This is a genomic window from Nocardiopsis alkaliphila YIM 80379, from assembly GCF_000341005.1.
GTDB classification, from domain to species: domain Bacteria; phylum Actinomycetota; class Actinomycetes; order Streptosporangiales; family Streptosporangiaceae; genus Nocardiopsis; species Nocardiopsis alkaliphila.
This window is the reverse complement of sequence record NZ_ANBD01000129.1, coordinates 1-24,569: the sequence shown is the minus strand read 5'-3', so window position 1 is coordinate 24,569 and position 24,569 is coordinate 1. Positions and strand designations below refer to the sequence as shown.

Annotated in this window: 24 protein-coding genes and 3 tRNA genes; 10 read left to right on the top strand and 17 right to left on the bottom strand. The window is 67.4% G+C overall.

The features are described from left to right. Positions 1–3 precede the first annotated feature (3 nt). From D472_RS0118320 to D472_RS0118310, 3 genes are all read right to left on the bottom strand, one after another. Positions 4–76 (bottom strand) — tRNA-Gly (locus tag D472_RS0118320). 71 nt (positions 77–147) lie between these two features. Next, positions 148–220 (bottom strand) — tRNA-Gly (locus D472_RS0118315). Between the two features lie 159 nt (positions 221–379). Further along, positions 380–811 (bottom strand): roadblock/LC7 domain-containing protein, encoded by a 432-nt coding sequence (locus tag D472_RS0118310; RefSeq protein WP_017605926.1) that lies wholly within the window; start codon positions 809–811, stop codon positions 380–382. Positions 812–1,189: 378 nt separating this feature from the next. Here D472_RS0118310 and D472_RS0118305 point away from each other — a divergent pair, with 378 nt between their 5' ends. Beyond that, on the top strand, positions 1,190–2,032 hold the full coding sequence (locus D472_RS0118305; RefSeq protein ID WP_017605925.1) for an aminotransferase class IV: 843 nt from the start codon (positions 1,190–1,192) through the stop codon (positions 2,030–2,032). A gap of 95 nt (positions 2,033–2,127) precedes the next feature. Here the strand turns inward: D472_RS0118305 and D472_RS0118300 are convergent, their stop codons facing one another. Next, the gene (locus tag D472_RS0118300) at positions 2,128–2,550 is read right to left on the bottom strand and encodes an SsgA family sporulation/cell division regulator (RefSeq protein ID WP_017605924.1); all 423 of its coding nucleotides are present in this window, start codon (positions 2,548–2,550) and stop codon (positions 2,128–2,130) included. A 479-nt stretch (positions 2,551–3,029) separates the two neighbouring features. Here D472_RS0118300 and D472_RS0118295 point away from each other — a divergent pair. Next, positions 3,030–3,103 (top strand) — tRNA-Val (locus D472_RS0118295). 149 nt (positions 3,104–3,252) lie between these two features. Here D472_RS0118295 and D472_RS0118290 read toward each other — a convergent pair. Further along, positions 3,253–3,555, bottom strand: coding sequence for a PGPGW domain-containing protein (locus tag D472_RS0118290; protein WP_017605923.1), 303 nt, complete (start codon positions 3,553–3,555; stop codon positions 3,253–3,255). Positions 3,556–4,103: 548 nt separating this feature from the next. Between D472_RS0118290 and thrS the strand changes: the two genes are divergently transcribed. After that, positions 4,104–6,077: a threonine--tRNA ligase gene (gene thrS / locus D472_RS0118285; protein ID WP_017605922.1), complete on the top strand. Its 1,974-nt coding sequence runs from the start codon at positions 4,104–4,106 to the stop codon at positions 6,075–6,077. Between the two features lie 69 nt (positions 6,078–6,146). Here thrS and D472_RS28710 read toward each other — a convergent pair whose 3' ends face one another. The 6 genes from D472_RS28710 to D472_RS0118255 all read right to left on the bottom strand — a co-directional run bounded on the left by D472_RS28710 (position 6,147) and on the right by D472_RS0118255 (position 13,219). Beyond that, positions 6,147–6,296, bottom strand: coding sequence for a hypothetical protein (locus tag D472_RS28710; RefSeq protein WP_017605921.1), 150 nt, complete (start codon positions 6,294–6,296; stop codon positions 6,147–6,149). A gap of 100 nt (positions 6,297–6,396) precedes the next feature. Then, a complete protein-coding gene (locus D472_RS0118275; RefSeq protein WP_017605920.1) occupies positions 6,397–7,074 on the bottom strand; it encodes a hypothetical protein in 678 nt (225 codons plus the stop codon). A 289-nt stretch (positions 7,075–7,363) separates the two neighbouring features. Beyond that, entirely contained in the window at positions 7,364–8,197 is an 834-nt protein-coding gene (locus tag D472_RS0118270) for a serine/threonine-protein kinase (protein ID WP_017605919.1), read from the bottom strand. Positions 8,198–8,365: 168 nt separating this feature from the next. Continuing rightward, the gene (locus tag D472_RS0118265) at positions 8,366–9,523 is read right to left on the bottom strand and encodes an acyl-CoA dehydrogenase family protein (protein ID WP_017605918.1); all 1,158 of its coding nucleotides are present in this window, start codon (positions 9,521–9,523) and stop codon (positions 8,366–8,368) included. After that, entirely contained in the window at positions 9,520–11,601 is a 2,082-nt protein-coding gene (locus D472_RS0118260) for an acetyl/propionyl/methylcrotonyl-CoA carboxylase subunit alpha (RefSeq protein ID WP_017605917.1), read from the bottom strand. The genes D472_RS0118265 and D472_RS0118260 overlap by 4 nt, the downstream gene beginning before the upstream one ends. A gap of 7 nt (positions 11,602–11,608) precedes the next feature. Then, positions 11,609–13,219, bottom strand: coding sequence for a carboxyl transferase domain-containing protein (locus D472_RS0118255; protein WP_017605916.1), 1,611 nt, complete (start codon positions 13,217–13,219; stop codon positions 11,609–11,611). 151 nt (positions 13,220–13,370) lie between these two features. Between D472_RS0118255 and D472_RS0118250 the strand changes: the two genes are divergently transcribed. Further along, positions 13,371–13,952 (top strand): SACE_7040 family transcriptional regulator, encoded by a 582-nt coding sequence (locus tag D472_RS0118250; RefSeq protein WP_017605915.1) that lies wholly within the window; start codon positions 13,371–13,373, stop codon positions 13,950–13,952. Between the two features lie 61 nt (positions 13,953–14,013). Here D472_RS0118250 and D472_RS25920 read toward each other — a convergent pair whose 3' ends face one another. The 3 genes from D472_RS25920 to D472_RS28705 all read right to left on the bottom strand — a co-directional run bounded on the left by D472_RS25920 (position 14,014) and on the right by D472_RS28705 (position 15,120). After that, the gene (locus D472_RS25920) at positions 14,014–14,253 is read right to left on the bottom strand and encodes a type II toxin-antitoxin system HicB family antitoxin (protein ID WP_017605914.1); all 240 of its coding nucleotides are present in this window, start codon (positions 14,251–14,253) and stop codon (positions 14,014–14,016) included. Beyond that, positions 14,246–14,452 carry a type II toxin-antitoxin system HicA family toxin gene (locus D472_RS25915; protein WP_083903522.1) on the bottom strand — a complete coding sequence of 69 codons (207 nt, stop codon included), beginning with the start codon at positions 14,450–14,452 and terminating at the stop codon, positions 14,246–14,248. The genes D472_RS25920 and D472_RS25915 overlap by 8 nt, the downstream gene beginning before the upstream one ends. Positions 14,453–14,634: 182 nt before the next feature. Beyond that, complete coding sequence (locus tag D472_RS28705; RefSeq protein ID WP_017605912.1) at positions 14,635–15,120, bottom strand: hypothetical protein; 486 nt, start codon at positions 15,118–15,120, stop codon at positions 14,635–14,637. Between the two features lie 303 nt (positions 15,121–15,423). On the opposite strand from D472_RS28705, the gene D472_RS0118230 reads away from it, so the two are divergent. Next, positions 15,424–16,797: an NAD(P)/FAD-dependent oxidoreductase gene (locus tag D472_RS0118230; RefSeq protein WP_017605911.1), complete on the top strand. Its 1,374-nt coding sequence runs from the start codon at positions 15,424–15,426 to the stop codon at positions 16,795–16,797. On the opposite strand, the gene D472_RS0118225 is transcribed toward D472_RS0118230, so the two are convergent. Together D472_RS0118225 and D472_RS0118220 are read right to left on the bottom strand one after the other, a co-directional pair. After that, positions 16,785–17,468, bottom strand: a complete 684-nt coding sequence (locus D472_RS0118225) for a hypothetical protein (RefSeq protein ID WP_017605910.1) — start codon at positions 17,466–17,468, stop codon at positions 16,785–16,787. The genes D472_RS0118230 and D472_RS0118225 overlap by 13 nt on opposite strands. A gap of 63 nt (positions 17,469–17,531) precedes the next feature. Continuing rightward, positions 17,532–17,822 carry a metal-sensitive transcriptional regulator gene (locus tag D472_RS0118220; protein ID WP_026117831.1) on the bottom strand — a complete coding sequence of 97 codons (291 nt, stop codon included), beginning with the start codon at positions 17,820–17,822 and terminating at the stop codon, positions 17,532–17,534. A 317-nt stretch (positions 17,823–18,139) separates the two neighbouring features. On the opposite strand from D472_RS0118220, the gene D472_RS0118215 reads away from it, so the two are divergent. The 5 genes from D472_RS0118215 (at position 18,140) to D472_RS0118195 (ending at position 23,525) form a co-directional block, all read left to right on the top strand. After that, positions 18,140–18,385 (top strand): DUF2630 family protein, encoded by a 246-nt coding sequence (locus D472_RS0118215; RefSeq protein ID WP_017605908.1) that lies wholly within the window; start codon positions 18,140–18,142, stop codon positions 18,383–18,385. A 107-nt stretch (positions 18,386–18,492) separates the two neighbouring features. Beyond that, complete coding sequence (locus D472_RS0118210; protein WP_017605907.1) at positions 18,493–19,161, top strand: DUF4126 domain-containing protein; 669 nt, start codon at positions 18,493–18,495, stop codon at positions 19,159–19,161. 53 nt (positions 19,162–19,214) lie between these two features. Further along, the gene (locus D472_RS0118205) at positions 19,215–19,892 is read left to right on the top strand and encodes an HAD family hydrolase (RefSeq protein WP_017605906.1); all 678 of its coding nucleotides are present in this window, start codon (positions 19,215–19,217) and stop codon (positions 19,890–19,892) included. Between the two features lie 250 nt (positions 19,893–20,142). Next, positions 20,143–22,143, top strand: a complete 2,001-nt coding sequence (locus D472_RS0118200) for an acetoacetate--CoA ligase (protein WP_017605905.1) — start codon at positions 20,143–20,145, stop codon at positions 22,141–22,143. Positions 22,144–22,262: 119 nt separating this feature from the next. Further along, the gene (locus D472_RS0118195) at positions 22,263–23,525 is read left to right on the top strand and encodes a heparan-alpha-glucosaminide N-acetyltransferase domain-containing protein (RefSeq protein WP_017605904.1); all 1,263 of its coding nucleotides are present in this window, start codon (positions 22,263–22,265) and stop codon (positions 23,523–23,525) included. A gap of 69 nt (positions 23,526–23,594) precedes the next feature. On the opposite strand, the gene D472_RS0118190 is transcribed toward D472_RS0118195, so the two are convergent. Next, positions 23,595–24,287, bottom strand: coding sequence for a hypothetical protein (locus tag D472_RS0118190; protein ID WP_017605903.1), 693 nt, complete (start codon positions 24,285–24,287; stop codon positions 23,595–23,597). Positions 24,288–24,569: the final 282 nt, after the last annotated feature.

Below are 24,569 nucleotides of genomic sequence, written 5' to 3'. Positions count from 1 at the left end.
CCGAGCGGACGACGGGATTCGAACCCGCGACCCTCACCTTGGCAAGGTGATGCTCTACCAGCTGAGCCACGTCCGCGTGTGACCTGGAAACGCTGTTTCCGGCCGGATCCTTCGGTGTCACCTCGGTGGCACCTCGCGAATCCTTCGAGCGGACGACGGGATTCGAACCCGCGACCCTCACCTTGGCAAGGTGATGCTCTACCAGCTGAGCCACGTCCGCGCGGCGAGTGGGATTCGGCCTCCGGTTCGTGTCGGTCGCCATGTCCCTCGCTGCGTTAAGAACTTTAGCGGATGTTCGGGCAAGTGCGAAATCGAGTTCGCCGTGGGTTCTCGGGTCCTGCCGTGGCAGGCCGATCAGGGCCCGCCGCGGCGGCAGGAACTAGTTCTCCACGTGGGCGGGGGCGGAGGGTATGTCCGGGCGGGGAGGAGCGGACAGGTACTGACCGACCCGTTCGATCACCTTGTTCATCTCGTAGGCGATCAGCCCCACGTCACTGTCGGATTCGGACATCAGCGCCATGCAGGCTCCGTCACCGGCCGCGGCGACGAAGAGGAAGGCGCGATCCATCTCGATGATGCTCTGCCGGATGTTTCCGGCGGAGAACTGTTTGCTGGCTCCCCCCGCCAGGCTGTGCAGTCCCGAGGCGATCGCCGAGAGGTGTTCGGCCGCAGGGCGGTCGAGGCCGCTGGAGGTCGCCATCAGGAGGCCGTCGGTGGACAGGACGATGGCGTGCTGTGTGCCCGAGGCGCGAGTCAGGAGGTCGTCCAGCAGCCAGCTGAGTTCGCCGCGGGCGGTGCTCGGTGGGGTCATGTCTCTCTTCGCTGTGTTCTGGTGTGGATCATGCGCGAAGCACGCGCTCTGCGGGTGTGGTGCGGGGAGAGGTCGCGGTGTCCTCCGGTCCCGCATAAGCGTTGCCCAGATGATAGTCATTCGTAACCTACCTGTCCGGACGGCGTCCCGGTTTCGATGCGCACGATCGGGAAAAGCACCACGCTGAACTGCTTTGACGAGGCGAAAGAAGTTCTCGGGACCTTCCTCGGCGGCCGGTGCCGGTCAGACCACTTGCCAAGGGCCTCGATGGCGGGTAGCGCGATGTGTCGCCGGTCACTCGATGGGCGTGGGTGTGGAAGTGGGAGGATTCGACGAGGACACCGGCCCGACCAGGGCCCTTGAGACTTGGGGGTTGCAATGAAGGTGTGGATCGCCGGCGCCGGTTACGGCCGTGGTGCCCTGGTCGAGGAGGAAAACGCTCGGATCCCGGTGGTCGATCACGGTGTCACCGTCGGCGATGGCGTGTTCGAGACCGTCCGGGCGCACAACGGTCGCCCCTTCGCGCTCACCCGTCATCTGAAGCGTCTGGCCCGCTCCGCGGCCGGGCTGGGGATGGACGAGCCGGACCTGGAGTCGATCGCGGACGGTGTCGCACAGGCCGTGGCGGCCAACTCGGAACTCTCCGACGCCCGGGTGCGCATCACCGTCACCGATGGTGTCGGGCCGCTCGGATCGGACCGTGCCCAAGGAGAACAAACGGTCATCGTGGCGATGGCCCCCTTCCCGGCGATCGCCCCGCACACGAACGTGGCTCTGGCGCCGTGGCCGCGCAATGAGTTCGGTGCCCTGGCCGGGCTCAAGACCACCTCCTACGCCGACAACGTGCGGGCCTTGGCCTACGCCCGTGAACGGGGCGCCACCGAGGCGATCTTGCGCAACGTCTCCGGGAATCTGTGCGAGGGCACCGGAAGCAACGTCTTCGTGGTGCTGGACGGTCGTCTGGTGACGCCGCCACTGTCGGCCGGACCGCTGGCCGGAATCACCCGAGAACTCGTCCTGGAGTGGTTCGGGGGCGAGGAGGAGGACGTTCCCATGGAACGCCTGCCCGAGATCACCGAGGCGTTCTTGACCTCGACCGGCCGGGACGTGCAGCCCATTCTCAACATCGATGAGCACAGGGTGTCGGCCGAGGCGGGACCGGTCACGGCCAAAGCGATGGCCGTGTTCGCGGAGCGTTCCGCCGCGGACCTGGACCCGTGATCGCACCGTGCGCATGAAAGAGGAGGGGCGGCGCCCAGGCGCCGCCCCTCCTTCGCTTCGGTCCCCGCGACACGCGGCACCGACCGGGCCGCTCCTCAGGAGTGGAGGTGCTGCTGGATCTCCTGGTCGAGGTCGACGAACCGGCCTTCCTGGCCGGCCGGGACGATCTCGTAGGTGCGGTGGAGGAACTCGGCCAAGGGGGGGACCTGGGTGTCGAACTCGGCCTGCCCGAAGGGCGAGGAAAGCGCGATGCTCACCGAACGCTCACCGCTCTCGTCCTTAGAGGGCCACACGCGCACGTCGCCCTCTCCCACCGGCCGCACGATCCCCACGGTGAGCAGTTCACGTGCGAAGATCCACTCCACCGGGCTGTCCTCACCGGTGTGGAAGGCCACCCGAATCGCGTAGGGGTCGTCAGCGCTGTAGTCGAGCCGCGCGACCAACGGGACAGCGGTGCGTTCCGGGACCACGAGTCGCAGGCCCAATTCAGCGGTGGCGGTGATGTCGCTACTGTTCATGTTCGCCAAACCTTTTCTCGTCCGGCCCAGACGTTCCTGGGGCGCCGGCCGGGTTGCCGTCTCACTCGTTCCAACGCGGCCACCCGCGGACCATGACGTGAGTACGGAGACTTTTCTTGGTCGATGGGACCGGAGATCTCGCCGTCCGCTCAGCGGGCCCGGCGCGCCGCGAGGCGGCACCACGATCCTTGGTCACTGTAATGACCAGGGGAAACCAAAGATTTCCCCATAATGGGTGTCCCGTGTCACGCGAAGGTCAACTCGTGGTCGCTCGGGGAGGGGCCCGAGAGCGGGAACTCCTACTCATTGCGGGAATCGTGGCCGCCGGTGGCTCCCTGCCGGAGGCCATGAACAAAGATATGTGATCTCCATCACCCTAGTGTGGGTTCGTTGGGTGGGTCCATGTGGGCCGAGCACCCCAGAACATGCGCTAGAGTTTTTCTTGTCAGGCCGACGAGGCCGGACGAGGCAGCAGCCCAGGGCGATTAGCTCAGTTGGCTAGAGCGCATCGTTCACACCGATGAGGTCACTGGTTCGAGTCCAGTATCGCCCACAAGGCCGAAGGGCCGGGTCCGTACGAAGCGGATCCGGCCCTTCTTTTTCGTTTTCGGTCGGCGCATGGTCGACCCAAGAGCGAGCAACGTGCGACTTTGCTCTTGGGGTCGGGTTCCGGTGGGAAACCGTCGCGGGATAGGTGCCCGCCTATTGGGTGGGGTCACCGGAGTCCCGTGCACGGCGTGCGGCCCGTCTTCGACGAAAGCGTCTCAGGTAGTCGTCCTTGAGTCGCAAGGCCCACCGTTCGCCGCGTATCGCCCAGACCTTGGCCGGGTGCAACATTCGCCGCGCCCAGCGGAACTCGGTGCTGAGGATGAGTAGTCCCAACAGCATCGAGGCGACGCCGGGGCCGGGGACCACCAACATGACGACACCGGCCAGGAAGACCACGGCCCCCACGGTGCCCACGAGGATCAGCCAAGGCAGGTGCAGTACCGGGTGGGTGTGCATGCGCCGGCGAAAGAGCGTGAGCCGGGCGCGCAGTCGCCTCCACCGGCGTACACGGGCTCGGCGACGAGGGGATGTCTCCGGTGCCGGAGGTCCGTCATATGGACTCGGTGACATGCGCTCACAATATTCGGTCGATGCTTCGGACTGCATTCGGTACGAACTCGGGCCAGGTCGGATGTCTGCTGATTCTCACTGATCTCATGGCCTGGAGCAATGGCCCGTAGTAGAACCCATAACGAATCAGAGGAAAGCCGACATTCCACAGCAGAAGTATCGGCCGTTGGCCGTACCGGGCTCCCTGGGACGCCTGAGCGGACCGAGTAGCACGGTGGCCGAATCCTCTGACCGAATCACGTCCGTGTGCTCTGACGACCGCTTCCTCCCACATCCCCGGTGGCGGGTCGGGGCGTCTCCACGACCTCCGACCACCCCTGTGGACAACGCGGCGGTCCCACCGAAGAGCCGATAGCATCGGGGACGAAACACCAGGCCGCCCTCACCGGTGGCCGGTACGTGTCCACGACAACGACGTATCCCTGGGAGTCACCTTGTCCGCCGCGCCTGAGCTGCACATCACCCTCGCCGGAACCCCGCGTGCGGTGGCGGCCACGACCACCGCGGGACAGGCACTGGAAGCGGACGGCAAGACCGTCATCGCGGCCCTGGTCAATGGTGAGCCCCGTGACCTGGTCTGGGAACTGAGCGACGGTGACACCGTCGAGCCGATCGCGATCGACTCCGAGCAGGGGCGCGCCATCCTGCGCCACTCCACCGCGCACGTCTTGGCCCAAGCCGTGCAGGAGCTCTTCCCCGAGGCCAAGCTGGGTATCGGCCCGCCCGTCGAGAACGGGTTCTACTACGACTTCGACGTCGCCGAGCCCTTCACCCCGGCCGATCTCAAGGGCATCGAGAAGAAGATGCAACAGATCATCAAGCAGGGGCAGCGCTTCGACCGGCGTGCGGTCTCCGACGACGACGCCCGTGCCGAGCTGGCCACCGAGCCCTACAAGCTGGAACTGATCGGCCTCAAGGGTGGCGCGGCCGAGGCCGCCGAGGGTGCCTCCGCCGAGGTCGGCGCCGGTGAACTCACCATCTACGACAACGTTCACCCGCGCACCGGCGAGTTGTGCTGGAAGGACCTGTGTCGCGGCCCGCACGTGCCCACCACCAAGGTCATCCCGGCCTTCAAACTGATGCGCACCGCAGCGGCCTACTGGCGTGGTAAGGAGACCAACCCACAGCTGCAGCGGATCTATGGCACCGCCTGGGAGAACAAGGACGCGCTCAAGGCGTACCTGACCTTCCTGGAAGAGGCCGAGAAGCGCGACCACCGCAAGCTCGGCTCCGAACTCGACCTGTTCTCCATCCCGGACGAGATCGGCTCCGGCCTGGCGGTCTTCCATCCCAAGGGCGGCGTCATCCGCCGGGTGATGGAGGACTACTCGCGCAAGCGCCACGAGGAGGGCGGCTACGAGTTCGTCTACTCCCCGCACGCCACCAAGAGCACCCTGTTCGAGAAGTCGGGGCACCTGGACTGGTACGCGGAGGGTATGTACCCGCCCATGCAACTCGATGGCGGCCAGGACTACTACCTCAAGCCGATGAACTGCCCGATGCACAACCTGATCTTCGACGCGCGCGGGCGCTCCTACCGTGAGCTGCCGCTGCGCCTGTTCGAGTTCGGCACCGTGTACCGGTACGAGAAGTCGGGCGTGGTGCACGGTCTGACCCGCGCGCGCGGCTTCACCCAGGACGACGCGCACATCTACTGCACCAAGGAACAGATGGCCGGCGAGCTCGACTCGCTGCTCACCTTCGTGCTGGACCTGCTGCGCGACTACGGCCTCGACGACTTCTACCTGGAACTGTCCACCAAGGACCCGGAGAAGTACATCGGTGAGGACCACGTGTGGGAGGAGGCCACCGCGATCCTGCGCGAGGCCGCCGAGAAGCAGGGACTGAACCTGGTCATGGACCCGGGCGGCGCAGCCTTCTACGGTCCCAAGATCTCGGTGCAGGCCAAGGACGCCATCGGCCGCACCTGGCAGATGTCCACCATCCAGGTCGACTTCAACCTGCCCGAGCGCTTCGACCTGGAGTACACCGCGGCGGACGGTTCTCGGCAACGCCCGGTGATGATCCACCGGGCCCTGTTCGGTTCCATCGAGCGGTTCTTCGCGGTCCTGCTGGAGCACTACGCGGGTGCGTTCCCGGCGTGGCTGGCCCCGGTTCAGGTGGTGGGTATCCCGATCGCCGACGAGCACGTGCCCTATCTCCAGGAGATCCGGGCCAAGCTGCGCGCCGAGGGTATCCGCGTGGAGGTGGACGCGAGCGACGATCGGATGCAGAAGAAGATCCGTAACGCCCAGAAGCAGAAGGTGCCCTTCATGCTGCTGGCCGGTGACGACGACATCAGCAAGGACGCGGTGTCCTTCCGCTACCGGGACGGTTCGCAGAACAACGGAGTGCCGATCGACGAGGCGGTCGCCGAGATCGTCACCGCCGTGCGGGAACGTCGCTGATCCATCGCCGAGGAGCGCCCGTTCCCTTCAAGGAGCGGGCGCTCTCGCGGTCTGGAGGTGCTGGGCGATTCAGCCCTGCTCACGCGGTTTCGGGTCGTCCTTGAAGAGGTCCTCACGGGAGATCTGTGCCGTGGAGTCGGGGTCCGGGGTGGTCTCCTCCTCGTCGTCGCGGAAGAGATCGGCGCGCGAAATGCGGTGGGTGGCGTCGGGGTCGCTCATGGGGGCCTGCTCCTTGAGGTCGGGGTAAGCCGAATTTTATCCGGACCTGACAGTGTGACCGAAGATCCGCCCATGTCGACCCGGGGTCGTGATCGGCTGCTCAGGAATCAGCCGTGTCGCAGGCCCAGACGTGAGAGGGGACACGGTCGACCAGATCGATCAGATAGTCCGCCGCGGTCAGTGCACGGTCGGGATCCAGCCGCATGGGCGTCCAGGTGAGGACGTGGCCGTCGGCGAAGCGCACCGGGAAGGACCGTGACCGAAAGTCCGCCAACATCCAGGAGATGGTGTTCCGTCCCAGGGCGTTTCGCGTGAAGCGCTCGTCCCCGCCGATGGTGTGGAAGGCCGAGGCGAAGGCCTTCTCGACCTCCTCGGGTGTGCCCCGTTCGTCGAAGGGAACGGCGTGGGCCAGGTCACGGCGGCGAATCTCCAGGTTCGCGACGGGACCAGGGGTGCGCACGGCCACGACGCGGTGGGCGAGCGCGGATCCGCCGCCACGTCGGTCGGCGGGGTGGTTGAGCTCGAACATGATGACCGAGTGGCGCCCACGCCGACCGGTGAGGAGGTGGCGCGCCCGTGGGGCGTGGCTCTGGAGGATTCGTGGCAGGGCGGTATCGGCCAGGGGCACAGGCGCGTGTTCGACGTAACCGAAGCCGTTCCGCTGTGCCCACTGCCGCAGTTCGGTGACCCGCTCCTTGCGAAAGTGCGCGGCGACGATGATCACTCCGGCCGACACCACCACGGTGGCCAGGGCGATCATCGGCAGGGCGCCTTCCATCCGGTGACTCCTCCGGTGGGGAATGTGAGAAGGCCCGAGGGACCCGGAGCGGGAGCGCCGTGGCGGTCCGGGCCCGACACGTGCCCGGGAGAACAGGGGGCCCGCGTCGGCCATGTGGGTCCATTCTGTGGTGATTATCGCTGATTGTCACCCCCCGGGACCGTTCTCCGTAACCACGACGTGCTCACCCCTCACCTCAGATACATGTGCCCCATCACAGGTACGGTCCGTTGCGCCGACCGCGACAGCCCATCGGCGCACGGTGAACGCTGTCCGGATGTGGCCATTTTCAGGGCGCCAGGGAGAGTAGGAGTTGCTCGGGAGTGGGGCGGCGTTCGGGGACGACGTCCAGGGCGGTGCGTACCAGGGGGAGGTACTCCATGGGCAGCCCGATCAGGTCGGCCTCGCCTCGGAGGATCCGTTGGGCGATCGCCTCCGGTGCGATCGTTCCGAAGGGGTTGCGGCCGGTGGCGGCGTAGACGGTCAGTTGACCCCAGTTGAACACGTCCGAGGCGGCCGTGGCGGGTGCGCCCCGTAGACGCTCGGGAGCGACCCAACCAGGCGTGCCCCACAAGGGACCACGGGCGCTTCGCTCGCTTCCGGGGACGGCGACCCCGAAGTCCACCACCCGCGGGCCTTTGGGGGAGAGGATGACGTTGTCGGGTTTGAGGTCGCGGTGCACGATCCCGGCCCGGTGGATGTCGGCCAGGGCCGCGGCGACCCCCGCGCAGAGCCGAGCCAAGGCACCATCACGCAGGGGACGCACCTTCTCGACCCGTCGCCGTAGTGTGGGCCCGGCGATGTGGCCGGTGGCCAGCCAGGGGGTGTCGGCGCCCGGGGCGGCTCCGGCGAACCGGGGAACGAACCGACTACGTACCCGACGCAGGGCGTTCACCTCCCGGGTGAAGCGCTGCCGGTACTCGGCCTCGTCGGCCAGTTCGGGGTGGACGGCCTTGACCGCCACCAGCCGTCCGAACCTGGAACGGGCCAGATAGACGGTGCCCATCCCACCGGACCCGAGTCTGCCGAGCAGGCGGTAGGGGCCCAGACGTCGCGGATCATGGGCTCCCAGCGGAGCGGCTTCGGTGAATCCGGGGGAGGGGAAGGAGTAAGGGGTGGGCACGCTGCCGAGACCTCGGGGGGGAGGGGGTGGGTACGTCGAAAGCGGCACCATACTCTCAGTGACCCAGGGACCACGCACCCCGAGCCCTGGGGAAAGAACACGGCCCCAAGGCGCCACCGTGGAGGTCGGACCTCGATGACGCTCCAGGGCCGCGTGGTTCTCCTAGGGTCAGGCGGGCAGGCCCAATTCACGGGCGATGAGCATCTTCTGCACCTCGCTCGTGCCTTCGCCCACCTCCAGGATCTTGGCGTCCCGGTAGAACCGACCCACCGCGTAGTCGTTCATGAACCCGTACCCACCGAACACCTGGGTGGCGTCGCGTGCGTTGTCCATCGCCGCGTTGGAGGCCACCAGCTTGGCGATCGCGGCCTCCTTCTTGAACGGCTCGCCGGCCAGCATCCGCGAGGCCGCGTCATAGTAGGCCAGCCGTGCCGTGTGCGCACGGGCCTCCATCTCGGCGATCTTGAACTGGATCGCCTGGTAGGCCGCGATGCTGTTGCCGAACGCCTGGCGCTCGTGGGCGTAACGCACGCTCTCGTCCACGCAACCCTGGGCCAGGCCCACCGACAGCGCCGCGATGGCGATCCGTCCCTCGTCGAGGATCCGCAGGAACTGGGCGTACCCTCGCCCTCGCTCACCCACCAGGTTGGCCTCGGGCACTCGGCAGTCCTCGAACACCAGCTCGTTGGTGTCGGAGGCGTTCCACCCGACCTTGGAGTACCTCTGCCCCACCGAGAACCCCGGGGTGCCCTTGGGCACCAGGATGGCGGAGATCTCCGGACGCCCGTCATCCCGCCGGCCGGTCACGGCGGTCACGGTGACCAACGCGGTGATGTCGGTCCCGGAGTTGGTGATGAACGACTTGGTCCCGTTGATCACCCACTCACCGTTCTCCAGCCGCGCCGTGGTCTTGGTGGCCCCGGCGTCCGAACCACCGTCGGGTTCGGTCAACCCGAACGCACCCAGAGCCTCACCGGAGGTCAGCTTGGGCAGGTACGCCTTCTTCTGCTCCTCGGTACCGAACCGGAAGATCGGCATCGCGCCCAGCGACACACCGGCCTCCAGCGTGATCGCCACGGAGGAGTCCACCCGGGCCAACTCCTCCAGGGCCAGGCACAGGGCGAAGTAGTCACCGCCCATACCGCCGTGCTCCTCGGGGAAGGGCAGTCCGAACAGCCCCATCTGCCCCATCTTGGCGATGATGTCGTACGGGAAAGCGCCCCGTTCGTAGAAGTCGCCGATCACCGGAGCGACCTCGGTCTGGGCGAAGGTCTCCACGGCGGCCCGCAGATCGGCGTGCTCGGTGGACAATTCGTGGCGCTTCATCGCTGCTCCTTGGTGGAAGTGGAAGGGGTGTCGGCCGGGTTCTCGGTCTCGACGGTGACCAGGACGGCGTCCATGGGCACGGAGGAACCTGGACGGACCGCCACGGTGGTGACGGTGCCGTCGATCGGGGAGGGTACGGAGTGCTCCATCTTCATCGCCTCGACCACCACCAGGGTGGTGCCGGCATCGACCCGTTGACCGATCTGTACCGGAACGTCCAGGACGGTGCCGGGCATGGGACTGCGCACGGTGCCGTCAAAGGCCGCGTCGTCCTCGCGGAGCGCGGCGGTGACGGGTTCCTCGTGCAGGCTCCAAGCGCTGCCGTCGAGCCCGAGCCATCTGTGGGCCGTGTCGGGGTCGTCGGCGCGGGTGTAGGTGAGGGCGCCCTGATCGTCGGTGATGGTGAGCCGAGTGTCGTCGGCATGACGTCGGGCACGGAAGGCCTGAGGCTCCCCTTCGTCCGACTTCACCAGGTAGCGCCCGGGTTCGCCGTCGCGCCGGACCCGGACGATGACGGCGTCGTGCCCAGGAGCACGCAAGCGCCACAGGGTCCAAGCGGGCCCACCCATCCGCCAACCGTCGGGGACCGCGAACCGGTCCGCGTTCGGCCCCGTCTCCAGGTCGAGCTGGTGGTCCAAGGCCGCGGCCACGTACACGGTGGGAAGTCGGTCGGGTGCCGGTCCGGGCGGATCGGAGGCGATGAGGTCGGTGCTCAGGTCACCATCGACCACGCGCGGATGACGCAGTAGTCGGCGCAGGTAGGCGGTGTTGGTGACACAACCCAACAACGTGTAGGAGGCGAGTGCGGCGTCCATTCGATTCAGTGCCTCGGCCCGGTTCTGGCCCCAGGTGATCACCTTGGCGAGCATCGGATCGAAGTCGGAGGTGACCGCCCCACCCTGGGCGATGCCCGAATCCACGCGCAGGTGCGGCCCGGAAGGTTCGTCCAGGTACAGAATGGGCCCGCCCGAGGGCAGAAAGCCTCGGTCGGCGTCCTCGGCGTAGATTCTCGACTCCACGGCGTGCCCCACCCAGGACACGTCGGATTGGGTGAAGGGCAGCTCGGCCCCGTAGGCCACGCGCACCTGGAGTTCCACCAGGTCCACGCCGCGCTCGCCACGTACCGCGACGACCTCCTCGGTGACCGGGTGCTCCACTTGGAGCCGGGTGTTCATCTCCAAGAAGGAGAACGACAACTCCCCGTCCGGGCCGGTCTGGGCGATGAACTCCACGGTGCCGGCGCCCACGTACCCGCAAGAACGCGCCGCGGCCACGGCGGCCTCGCCCATGACCTGGCGCTGGGCCTCGGTGAGCAGGGGAGAGGGCGCTTCCTCCACCACCTTTTGATGGCGGCGTTGCAGACTGCACTCGCGTTCGCCCAGGTGCAGGACGTTGCCATGGGCATCGGCCATGACCTGGACCTCGATGTGGCGGGGCCGCTGGACCAACCGCTCCACCAGCAGGGTCGCGTCACCGAAGGAGGCCAAGGCCTCCCGGCGCGCGGCCGCGGCGTCGGCGAGCAACGTGTCGGCCGCGTGCACGGCCCGCATACCCTTGCCGCCACCTCCCGCCGAGGGCTTGATGAGTAACGGATAGCCGGTCTCCTCGGCGGCGCGCAGCAGCTCGTCGTCGCCCAAGGGCTGCCCGGGTTTTTCGGTGAACCCGCCCAGCACGGGCACACCGGCGGCGGCCACGGTGTCCTTGGCGCGGATCTTGTCGCCCATGGCCTCGATGGCGGAGGCCGGTGGGCCGATGAAGACCAGCCCAGCGTCGGTGCAGGCACGGGCGAAATCGGCGTTCTCGGACAGGAATCCGTAGCCGGGGTGCACGCCGGTGGCCCCGCAGTCCATGGCCAGGGCGAGGATCTTCTCGGCGTCCAGGTAGTGCTCCACCCGCAGTGCCACGTCGGCGGCGAGGGTGTGCGGAGCGTCGGCGTCGGCGTCGGTGTACAGGGCGGCCGGGCTGATGCCCATGCGTCGCAGGGTACGCATGACGCGCAGCGCGATCTCGCCTCGGTTGGCGACCAGGACGCGCGTGGGGACACGCGTCCCCGGGCTCCTTCGTGGTGTCGTGGTCAAGGGTTCCTCACATCCGGAAGACGCCGTAGCCCACCGGTTCCAGGGGCGTGTGGCGGGCGGCGGACAGGGCCATGGCGAGCACGTCGCGGGTGTCGACGGGGTCGATGACACCGTCGTCCCACAACCGTGCGGTGGAGTAGTAGGGGCTGCCCTGTTCCTCGTATTGGTCGCGGATGGGGGCCTTGAAGGCCTCCTCGTCCTCGGCCGACCATTGCTCACCGCGCGCGCTCATCTGATCGCGGCGCACGGTGGACAGTACGGAAGCGGCCTGTTCCCCGCCCATGACGGAGATACGGGCGTTGGGCCACATCCACAGGAACCGGGGAGAGTAGGCGCGCCCGCACATCGAGTAGTTGCCGGCGCCGAAGGAGCCACCGATCACGACGGTGAACTTGGGGACGCGTGCGCAGGCCACGGCGGTGACCATCTTGGCGCCGTGTTTGGCGATGCCGCCGGCCTCGTAGTCGCGGCCGACCATGAACCCGGAGATGTTCTGTAGGAACACCAAAGGGATGGAGCGGCGGTCGCACAGTTCGATGAAGTGGGCGCCCTTGAGCGCGGATTCGGCGAACAGGATGCCGTTGTTGGCGATGATCCCCACCGGGTGGCCGTTGATGTGGGCGAACCCGGTGACCAGGGTGGTTCCGTACTCGGACTTGAACTCGGTGAACTCGCTGCCGTCGACGATCCGGCCGATCACCTCGCGCACGTCGTAGGGGGTGCGGGTGTCGGCGGGCACCACCCCGTAGAGCTCCTGGGGGTCCAGCTTCGGTGGGCGCGGGGTCCGGGTCCGCCAGGCCGGGGGATCGAGCGGACCGAGGGTGTGGGCGATCCGTCGCACCTTGGCCAGCGCGTCGGCGTCGTCGTCGGCGAGGTGGTCGGTGACACCGGAGACACGTGAGTGCAGGTCCCCGCCGCCCAGTTCCTCGGCGGTGACGACCTCACCGGTGGCGGCCTTCACCAGGGGTGGTCCGCCAAGGAAGATGGTGCCCTGCTCGCGGACGATGACGGCCTCATCGCTCATCGCCGGCACGTAGGCACCGCCGGCGGTGCACGAACCCAGTACCGCCGCGATCTGTGGGATGCCCAGCCTGGACATGGTGGCCTGGTTGTAGAAGATGCGGCCGAAGTGTTCCCGGTCGGGGAAGACCTCGTCCTGCATGGGCAGGAAAGCGCCGCCGGAGTCGGCGAGGTAGACGCACGGAAGCCGATTGTGCAGCGCCACCTCTTGGGCGCGCAGGTGCTTCTTGACCGTCATCGGGTAGTAGCTGCCGCCCTTGACGGTGGCGTCGTTGGCGACCACCACCGTGGGACGGCCGGCCACTCGTCCGACCCCGGCGATGATTCCGGCTCCCGGAGCGTCCTGGCCGTCCTCGCCGTAGAGGCCGTAGGCGGCCAGGGGTGCGATCTCCAGGAAAGGGGATCCCGGGTCCAGGAGGAGATCGACGCGCTCGCGGGGGAGGAGCTTGCCGCGTTCGACGTGGCGAGCACGGGTCTTCTCGGGGCCGCCCAGGGCCGCGGTGGCGATCCGTTCCCGCAGCTCCAGCGCGAGGGCGCGGTTCGCGGCGTCGTTGGCGGCGAACGCGGGTCCGGCGGTGTCCACCGCCGAACCGAGCACAGGTGCCCTGCTCATGGTGTCCTCTCGTGGAGGGGTGTTAATGCTCACTAACAAGGGTGATGTTAGTAATTACTAACATGGGTGTCCAGGGAGCGGGTGCCCCGGGTCACCCGCGGCGGCGATGAGAGGTGGGCGGATGGCGTCGAGAGCGATGGGGCCCAGGGCAGGACGGCGACGAACGGAACTCCTGGCCGCGGCGGCGCGGCTCTTCGCGGCGCACGGTTATCGGGGGGTGACCATCGACGACCTCGGACGGGCGGTGGGCACCACCGGCCCCGCGCTCTACCGGCACTTTCCCGGGAAGGAGGCGCTGCTGGGCGCGGTCCTGGTGGACATCAGTGAGCGTCTCGCCGAACGGGGGCGCGCCCTGGTGGCCGACTCCGATACCTCCGAGGGTGCCCTGAGCGCTCTTTTGCGTGGCCACATCGCCTTCGCGCTCGACGAACCCGATCTCATCACCGTGCACGATCGCGAACTGGGCAACCTCATCGACCGGGACCGGCGTACGGTTCGTCGTCTCCAGCGCGGTTACGTCGAGGAGTGGGTCAACGTCCTGGCCGAGCTGAGACCCGGTGCCGGAAGGTCCACCCTGCGCGCGTCGGTGCACGCCACGTTCGGGTTGCTCAACTCCACTCCGCACAGCAGGGGGGAACTCTCCCGGGACGCCATGGCCGACCTCCTCCTGCGGATGGGCACCGCAGCCCTGCTCGCCCAGACCCCCGCGTCGGGGTGAGAGGGCCCATCGGAGCGCATGGGAAGGGGGCGGGTGGCGCGGCCATCCGCCCCCTCCGGCGTCACGAGCAGACGAGGAAACGCTGTTCGACCACGGATTCGGATCCGTGCTCGAACTGGACGCGGACGGTTGATCCTGGGGCGGAAAGGTAAACGCTCACGGCCTCGCGGACAGACTCCCAGAGTTCGTCAAGGGTGTCGCCGGTCGCGAACGCCCCTGGGAGTTCCACGATCCCGGCCCAGTAGGAGCCCTCCTCCTTGTGGACATGAACGGTGTAGGTGATGGACTCCTTGTCACTCATGCCCCTGCTCCTTCACGTTCTTGATGCCGGCCTGTTTGAGTATCGCACCGGTGAGACCGACCGCGTAGGGCTTCCCCTTATGCATAGGGAGGGTGATAGGGCGCTCCCCCTCCTTCTCCATTTTGACTTGGTGCTTGCCGCCGATGGTTTCGCGCCAGCCATGTTCTTCCAGTAGGCGTTTCAGCTCTTTCTGGTTCATGGTGCGCTTGATGTCATGTTTCTTCCCCATGGGCGGCCCTGTGAAGACTCGGCGTGATCGTGTGTCGACAGCATCTCGTGGGAGAGCGTGGCCAGGGGCGGAAACGTCGAAGTACATTGATGTTCGGAGCGCATGGGAAGGGGGCGGGTGGCGCGGCCACCCGCCCCCTTCGTGTCGAGATTCTACCGCTCCAGGTCGCCGGCTGCCTCGTCCACCGGGCGGGTGGCGTCCTCGGCCGGAGCTTGGGCGACGGCCTCGTCGGCCGACTCGGTCGTGGCCGCGGGGGTCTGGCTCTCCTCGGACCCCGTGAGGCCGAGCTCCTCCAGGGCACCGAGCGGATCCCCCAATTTCAGCAGTGCCTCGATCGCGCTCAGCGCCTCGGGGTCGCTGAGCAGATCGACGGCCCTCTCATCGGTGAGCAGCTCCTGAACCCGCTGGTCCTCCAGTAGGTCCTCGGAGGTCGGCTCCTCCACGACCTCGGTGGTCTCATCGGCCGGTTCGGTGGACTCCTCGAGGGGGTCGGTGCTCTGGTCGGCCGACTCCGTGCTCTGGACGGTGGGCTCGGTGGCCTCGTCCGGCGACGGCTCGGCCAAGACCGCACCCGCTCCGGACACGGTCATTCCCGTGGCCAGCACGGTGGCGGCGGTGATCCTCGTGAACGAACGCATACGCGTTCCCTGCCCCTTTCCATGGATCGGGTGAATACTTTAAGTGTGCGACTGAATGCGCACGGTTACCAAGTGTCGGGGGTGGTCGGTCAAGGGCGGGTCCTGCGTTCCTGAAGTCCCCGTATGCCTTCACCCATGAGTGCCAACGCAGGACAAAGATCTCGGGGAGGTCCGTGTGGGAACTCGAAGAATCGAAGCCCTTCCCCGTACATTCGGCGCGGTGAAGTGGGTAGGTCCGCGTTCAAAGGCCCCCCAGACGTGAAGGACATCCCGCCCCCGACCCGCAGAAGGAGCGGTGAATACATGTCTCGGCCTCGCATCGTGGTGGTAGGCGCGGGTTTCGGTGGACTCCACACCGTGCGCCACCTGGAACGCCGTATTCCTAATGGTGCGGCTGACATCGCTTTGGTCGCGCCGAACGACTACATGCTCTACAGCCCTTTGCTGCCTCAGGTGGCCTCCGGAATGCTCACGCCCCAGTCGGTGGCCATGTCGGTGCACCGTCTCACCAAGAAGACCCGGTTCGTTCCCGGGCACGTGGTGGGCGTCGATACCCAAAAACGAACGGTGGTGGTGCGCAGACCCACCGGGGAACTCGCGCCCACCCCCTACGACAGGCTCGTACTGGCTCCCGGTGGGCTCACCCGGGAGTTCGACATCCCGGGCCTGACCGAACACGCCTACGGCGCCAAGACCCTGGCCGAGGCGGTCCTGCTGCGCGACCACGTGCTCTCGCAACTGGAGTTGGCCAACGATTCCAGGGACCCGGTGGAGCGGGAGGAACGTTGTCGCTTCGTCGTGGTCGGGGGCGGCTACACGGGCGTGGAGACCGCGGCCTCCCTGATGCGCCTGTGCGAGGAGGCCGCCCTTCGCTATCCGGAGTTGCGCTCGGTCATTCGTTGGCACCTGGTCGACATCGCACCCAAGGTCCTGCCCGAACTCGGTGATCGTCTCGGCCGCAAGGCCCTCGACCTACTGCGCAACCTGGGCATCGAGGTCAAGCTCAAGGTGACCGTGCGGGAGGTGACCGCCGACAAGGTGGTTTTGACCGATGGTCGTGCCCTGCCCTGCCGCACCCTGATCTGGACGGCGGGTGTGTCGCCGAGTCCGCTCATGGAAACCTTGGACAAGCCGACCATGCGCGGCCGGCTCGAGGTCAACGCCGACCTGTCCGTACCGGGCCTGCCGGACGTGTTCGCGATCGGCGACGCCGCCGCGGTGCCCGACCTGTCGAGTGACGAGGGCGAATATTGTCCGCCCACGGCACAGTTCGCCAGCCGGCAGGCGGCCACCGTCGCTCAGAACGTGGTCAACTCGATACTGGGCCGTCCTCTGCACGACTTCAAGCACAAGGACATGGGCCTGGTGGTGGACCTGAGCGGCAAGGACGCGCTGGCCAGGATCTTCCAGTTCGACTTGAGCGGGCTCCCGGCACTGGCGGCCACTCGCGGCTACCACATGGTGTCGGTGCCCTCCCCGACGGCTCGGGCCAGGATCCTCGCCAACTGGGGAATCCGCGCGGTCACCGGAGGGGAGATCTCCCGGATGGGGTTCGCCGACAACGGGCGGCCTTCCTCGTTCGTGGCCAACGAGAAGGTCGACTACTTGGACGCCGAGGCCTCCCGCAAGGAGGGCGCGCGTCTGCTGGAGAACCAGCGGGAACGCTACGGCGACTGAGCTCGTCGATCGGCCCCGGAATCGTTCTCGGTTTCGGGGCCATCGTCGTGTTCGGTGTCCTGGGGCAGGCCGGTGCGGCGTCGGCGCGGGTAGAGGATGAGGACGGTGGCCATCGCGATCAGGAGCAGGGCCGGCAGGCCCTGCCGCAGGTCGAACATGTCGGGTAGGTCGGCCAGGTAACGGCGGGTGGCCGACTCGGGATCGGTCAGGAGCGTCACGGCGAACACGCTGGACAGGGCGAGCGTGACGCCCAGCGCCACCTTCCCCCAAACGCCCCGAAGACCCATCCGGCGGCGCAGCACCCCGCCCGCCTCGATGATCCGGCTCACCCGGACCAGGCGCAGGGTCCCGGCGACTCGAACCAGACGCAGGACCTGGGCGGGGCCGAGGGCGAAGACGACCGCGGGCAGGGTGATGGCGGCGACGAAGGTGCTCCACCGATGAGCGCGTAGCCAACCGAGTTTGTTCTCGGCCAGGACGATGAGCAGGATCCATTCCGCCCACAGCACCAGACCGGCCAGCCAGTTGACCCGGTTGCCGACCCAGGCCCAGGTGCCCTCGCCCCATAGTTCGAGGAAGACCGCCGGTACGGACAGGGCCGCGCACGCCATGACGGGGGCCGCCAAGCGGTGTTCGATGGTGTGGGAGAGACCGTTCTGTGTGGGGGACATGCGAAAACGCTAACCCTGGAGCGTCGACATCAGGGGGCCGGGTTCGGTCGGGTGGGCCCTTGCTCAGGAACGGACCAGTCGGGCGATCGCCTCGGAGGCCTCCTGGACCTTGAGTTCGGCCTCTTCGCCGCCGTTGGCCACGGCGTGGGCGACGCAGTGCTTGAGGTGCTCGTCGAGCATGGACAGCGCGAAGGAACGCAGCGCCTTGTTGACCGCCGAGGTCTGGGTGAGGATGTCGATGCAGTACTGGTCGTCCTCGACCATGCGCTGGAGGCCGCGGATCTGCCCCTCGATACGGCGAAGTCGGTTGATGTGGCTCTGCTTGTCGTCGCTGTAACCGTGGGTCGCCGCCATGCCACCGTTTCCATGCCGTTCCTGCTCAGCCGCCATAACAATACCCCCTCAAGGTATCCAAGGACGGTGCGTCGTGCTCTATTCCGTCCGGGATGGCCGTCGTGGTGCGAACGATCCACCGCGAATCGTGTCGTAGTAGGAGTTTCCCAGACGCACAGGGCCGGTCGGGCCTCGTAGGGGAGCCCTCCCTCCCGGGTCGGTCCCGCCCCGGCGCGGGGCGGCGGTGCTCGGGCTCTGCGTAAACTTTCGGTCCGTAACCGGCAATCGTCGGATCGACCTCCTTGTCCCGGTTCCACGAGAGTGCCGACCATGGCGCTATGAGTGACAGCACCGAGCAGGACATCATGGAGGTCATCCGCGGTCTGATGGACGAGGAGCACGCGCTCCGTTCCACCCCGGGTGGCCTGGACCCGGCCGAGCGAGGCCGGATGAAGGAGGTCGAGCAGTCGCTCGACCAGTGCTGGGACCTGTTGCGCCAACGTAGGGCGCGCCACGAGTTCGGGCAGGACCCGGACGAGGCGGAGGTTCGGCCGGTCGCCGAGGTCGAGAACTACCGACAATAGCGTCGGACCCGAACCGGGCGCCTACGGCGGGCATCCATACACACAGGGCCGGTACGCATGGTCGGACCGGTCCCCTCCCGTTGTCGGCCTCGTGCGAAGGAATCCTCGTGTTCGCCACCCTCACCGGCCTGGGCCTGTCCTCGGCGGCCGGGCTCAACGCCTACATCCCCCTTCTCCTGGTGGGGTCGATCGCCCGCTACACCGAGCTGATTCCGCTCGGGGCCGCTTGGACCTGGCTGGAGCACCCCATCACCCTGAGCATTCTCGCGGTGCTCATGGTCGTGGAGTTCGCCGCGGACAAGTTTCCCGCTCTGGACAGCGTCAACGACCTCGTGCAGACGCTCGTCCGGCCCACCTCTGGCGGGATCACCTTCGGCGCGGGAGCCTCCACGGTGCAGTGGAGCGAGATCACCGGGCAGGCCTCCGGGGTCGTGGCCGACGCCGGAGGGCCGGCTTGGGGCCCGGTGATCGCCGGTGCACTCATCGCCTTGGTCTTCCACCTGGTCAAGGCCCTGGCCCGGCCGGTGCTGAACGCGATGAGTCTCGGTCTGGCCGCCCCGGTGGCCTCCTTCGCCGAGGACGTGGTCAGCTTCCTCACCTCCCTGTCGGCGATCCTGTTGCCGCTGCTCATCCTCATCGTGTTCCCGCTCATGCTGTTGGCCGGGGCATGGGTGGTGCGACGGCGTCGTCGTCTGCGGGCCGAACAGCGGGAGGACCGCCGGATTCTCAGGGGCAGGGCCCCAGAAGGCTCCGGTGAGCCGCGTGACCTCTCCTGAGGGTGGCCGAAACCGCATACCGAAAACGGTCACCTGGTCGTAAAGTGCATCCGATGGCTGAGATGACTTTCGAGAACCACGAACCCCACCACATCGTCTGGGACTGGAACGGGACCCTCCTGGACGACAACCACGCCAACCTCGCCGCGGTCAACGCCGTCTGCGCGAGCTTCGGCCGTGCCCCCGTCGAGTTGGATTACTGGCGTTCGATCTTTCGCCGCCCGCTCATCCCGTGCTACGAGGAACTTCTGGGGCGCCCCCTCACCGAGGAGGACTGGGCGTTGGCCGAGGAGCTGTACCACACCAGTTACGTAGAACTCCTATCCACCTGTGGGCTGGCGCCGGGCGTTCCCGACGTCCTGCACGACTGGAGCGACCAGGGCCGTACCCAGTCGCTGCTGTCCATGGCCGGACACGACCACCTGGTACCGCTCATCGACGAACGTGGACTGACCTCTCACTTCACCCGGATCGATGGGCGCAGGTTCGATACCCGACAGGATTCCAAGGCCGAACACCTGGTCCACCACCTGCGGAACCAGGCCCTGGACCCGTCCGGTGTCGTCCTCATCGGGGACATCGACGACGACGCGCGCGCCGCCCGAGAGGCCAGGGTTCGGCCGATCCTGGTCGCCAGTGGCCTGATGTCCCGTGAACGCCTGGAGGCCACCGGCGCCTTGGTCGTGGACACCCCGGCCGAGGCGGTCACCGCGGCCCTCTCCCTGAACTGACGCTCCGTGATCACCGGTCGAACCGGAGGGCCTTTACCACGCCGGTCGGTCCGGGGCAACGTGGAGACCCCACTTCTTCGGAGTCCTTCGAAAGTGGGGTTCCTCCTGCCTTCAGCGCCTTGTTGACCTGCGAACACGGGGAAGGTCGTAGGGGCCGCGCCAGAGAGGGCCGGCCTGCGAGCACGGATGTGGTGTGTTGTTAGATGGGTCTCAGATCAACACACAGTCACGCGATTGGGAAGGCGGGCCAATGACGGAGAGCAGCGTGCCCCGTGTGCTCTGGGAGCCCGACGCGGAGCGGATCGCAGACGCCAACGTCGTCGCGTTCGCACGATGGGCCGCACGGGAAAAGGGTGTCGACGCCTTCGGTGGCGGCACGGGCACCGCGAGCCAGGACTTCGACTACGAAGCCCTATGGCGCTGGTCGGTCACCGACGTCGACGGGTTCTGGGCCTCCATCTGGGAGTTCTACGGAGTCCGGGCGGACACCCCCTATGAGAAGGTCCTGGGCGAACGGACCATGCCCGGAACCGAGTGGTTCCCCGGTGCCACCCTCAACTACGCCCGACACATCTTCGAGGGCCGCGATGACGAGGCCATCGCCATCCGTCACGCCACCGAACTACGAGGACTCGGTGAGTGGACCTGGGGAGAACTACGCGAACGCACCGCCGCCATCGCCGCGGGCCTGCGTGAACTGGGCGTGGGCGAGGGTGATCGGGTCGCCGCCTACCTACCGAACCTGCCCGAGACCGCCGCCGCGTTCTACGCGGTGGCCTCCCTCGGCGCCATCTGGTCCTCCTGCTCACCCGATTTCGGTGTGCGCAGCGTCATCGACCGGTTCGCCCAGATCGAACCCAAGGTACTGCTGGCCGTGGACGGCTATCGCTACGGAGGCAAGGACTTCGACCGCCGTCCCGTGGTGGAGGAGTTGCGGGCCGCCCTGCCGACGGTGGAGCACACGGTCCTCCTCGACCATCTCACCCTTGGTGCCGAGCTGGAGGGCACCCTGCCCTGGGCCGACCTGGTGGCCTCCGGGGCGAGTGCCGAACTGACCTTCACCCCCGTCCCCTTCGACCACCCCCTGTGGGTGCTCTACTCCTCGGGTACCACCGGCCTACCCAAGGCGATCGTCCAGGGGCACGGCGGCATCCTGCTGGAACAACTCAAGAACCTGAACCTGCACCTGGACGCCCAGGCGCACGATCGGGTCTTCTGGTTCACCACTACGGGCTGGATGATGTGGAACTTCCTGGTCAGCGTGCTACTGACGGAGGCCTCCATCGTCCTGTACGACGGTAGCCCCGCCGCGCCGAACATGGAGGCCCTGTGGGACCTGGCGGCCGAGGCCGGGGTCACCGTCTTCGGGACCAGTGCCGGCTTCCTGTCCTCCTCCATGAAGGAGGGATTGCACCCACGCCAGGGCCGTGACCTGTCCGCGCTCAAGGCCATCGGCTCCACCGGCTCCCCGCTCAGCCCCGAGGCCTTCGTCTGGGTGTACGAGGAGTTCGGTTCCGATCTATGGCTGTTCTCCACCAGTGGCGGCACCGACGTCTGTAGCTGCCTGGTGGGCGGCACCCCCACCCTGCCGGTATACGAAGGTGAGATCCAGTCCCGGGGCCTGGGCATGGCGGTGGCCTCCTGGGATCCCCAGGGTAGGGAATTGATCGGTGAGGTGGGCGAACTCGTCGTCACCGAGCCGGCCCCGTCCATGCCGGTGTTCCTGTGGGGTGACACCGATGGCGAACGCCTGCGCGAGAGCTACTTCTCCGTCTATCCGGGCATCTGGCGGCACGGTGACTGGATCGAGATCACCGACCGCGGTACCGCGATCATCTACGGTCGATCGGACTCCACCATCAACCGTGGTGGCGTGCGCATGGGCACCAGCGAGATCTACCGGGCCGTGCTGGCCTTGGAGGAGGTCCTGGACGCCCTGGTCGTGGACGTTCCCCAGGGTGACGGATCCTCACGGATCGAACTGTTCGTGGTGCTGCGCGAGGGCGCCGATCTGGAGGGCGACCTTCCCAAGGAGATCGCTCGCCGCATCCGTACCGACTGCTCGCCCCGGCACGTTCCCGATAGGGTGCGCGCCATCGCGGCGGTGCCCCGCACTCTGTCCGGCAAGGTGTTGGAGGTGCCGGTCAAGCGCATCCTCATGGGCGAGCGTCCCGAGAAGGTGGCCAGCCGCGACTCGCTGGCCAACCCCGAGGCGTTGGATCACTTCAGCGACTTGGCGGCCCGGAGCTGATCCGTCCTGATCGCCGGGCTCGGAGCCGCGTTCTGGCCCGGGCCCGGTGGCCGAGAGGGCCGTCCGAGAAGCGACGAAGTGGTGGAGGGCCGCACTCGAACCCGCATAACCTGACGGACGTGGCACAGAACCAGTCAGACGACACCGGTACGGCCTCCGACGATCGGCCCCCCGCCAGGGCCCGCGTCGACGGCATCGACGCGGCCCGAGCCCTCGCGGTCTTCGGGATGTTCGCGGTCCACCTCGGGGTGGTCTCCTACGGGTTGTTGCCCGAAGAACAAAGCTGGGATCTGCACGGGCTGGTACGCGGCAACTCCTCGGCGCTCTTCGCCTTCTTGGCCGGGGTGTCGCTGGCCCTGATGACCGGGGGCACGACCCCGGTCCGGGGCGAGCCTCGGCGCCGCGCGGTGGTCAAGATCGTGGCCCGATCGCTGGTCATCGGTGTGCTCGGCGTGTTCCTGGACCTCTTGGCGGTACCGGTCGCCATCATCCTCACCTACTACGCCGGTTTCTTCCTCTTGGCGTTGCCCCTGATCCGGGTCCGCGCCGCCCTACTGTGGAGCGTTGCGGGCGCCTTGGCCCTCCTCGGTCCCGTGGCCTCCTTCCTATTGCGTCAGGACCTGTTCCCGGTACGGCCGCGTACCGGCTCCCTCACGTCCTTCTCGGAGTTCTTCCTCACCGGCTACTACCCGGCCATCACCTTCATGGCCTTCGTGTTCGCCGGTATGGCGGTGGGCCGTACCGACCTGACCTCCGCCGCGGTGCGGTGGCGCATGATGGTGGGCGGGGCGATCCTCACCGCGATCGGTTACCTGGGCTCCTGGTTCCTCCTCCACCCGATGGGCGGACTGGATCGACTGACCGAGGCCAACAGCACCTTCCTCAACGGTGCCCCGTTGAGTTCGGTGGATTCCGCGACGGCCGAGGATTTGCGCTGGAACACCATCGACGCGATGCACGGCATCAGTGGGCAGGTGCCCACCGACAGTTGGTGGTGGTTGGTCGTGGGCACTCCGCACACCGGGACCACCTTCGAGATCTTCGAGGCGGTCGGTCAGGCGTTGCTGGTGTTGGTGGTGTGTATGTTGCTCGCCGAACGGTCGCCCCGCCTGATGTACCCGCTCACCTCGGTGGGACGGATGCCACTGACCGTCTACACCGGTCACATCCTGGTCCTGGCGGTCATCGTGGCGCTCAGTCCGGAAAACGCCGCGGGCGGGCCCTTCTACCTGGAGTGGTTCGTGCTCGGATCGTTCGTGTTCGCCTGCCTGTGGCGCTACGCGATGGGGCGCGGCCCACTCGAACTCGGTCTGGGGAAGGTCGCCGAGGGGGCGGTCTCGGTGATGGACGAGGCCCGGGAGTCCCGAGGGCGTGCTTCCTGACGACGATGCTCACGCCGTTCGCAAGTCCACTCCCGTGACCACACGTGTGTGGCGACGTGCGCGTGGGGGTCAGCGATCGCCCTCTGGCGGGCGGCGGATGTGCGCCGAGGTGCGGTCCCGGTGCGCGAGCGAGTCGGTGGTGGTCCGGGTGTTCTGTCGAATGAGCCTGCGGGCGTCGTCCGCGGCCGAACGCGCCACCTCCGGACGGGCCACCGGCCGCTGAGACAGCTCCACGTCCTCGGGCAACCCGATGTCCATGGGCAGTCCCGCCCGGCTGATCACCCGCAACTGTGCGGCCTCTTGGGAAAGGGAGGGGCGGATGTCGCCGTCGGGCGTCTTCCAGGCGCCCAACCGGTGCGCCAACCACCGGTCGCCCCGGTACTGGTCACCTTGTTTCCAGGGCGCCCCGTCGGGCCGCTCGGCCAGGGCGTGCCGAAGGTCGGCCAGGGTCCATCCGGCCGAGAAGAAACGGGCGGCCTCGTCCTTGAGGAAGGCGAAGCTCACCCCGCGCAGGGAGTCGTCCTCCCGGCGCAACCGTTCGCAGGCATCGTGCACCGCGTGCCGGGTGTGTCGGGGCCGGTGCTCCGGGTCGGCCTCGGACTTGTGCAGGAGGGCGTCGTCGACGGTCACGATCACCTCGCCCCGCCGATTGTCCCAAAGGCTCACGTCCTCGCGGGCCCACCCCTGGGACTCGGCCAGGGCGGTCGCCAATCTGCGCAGGTCGACCTGGTCGTCATCGCTGCTGATTCGAAACTCCGCCATGGCACCAGGATAGTCGCGAGGTGCCCCACGAGCTCGGTGATGGGAGGCTCCACGGGAATGCTCCGGTCTAGACCGCAACCCACAGGAACGCCCTAAAGAGTCATGGTGAAACCGTACTTTTCAGGCGATTCGGTGTCCTGTTCATAGGAACACACAAATTCTGATCGTATTCAGCCTTGGATTCTCCTCCAACCTTGTCGGCTCGAATGCGAGAGGAAACGCCACCGATGCGGCCCGGGGTTATGGTGACTGCCTGACGGGCCCGGGCCGGGACACACCCAC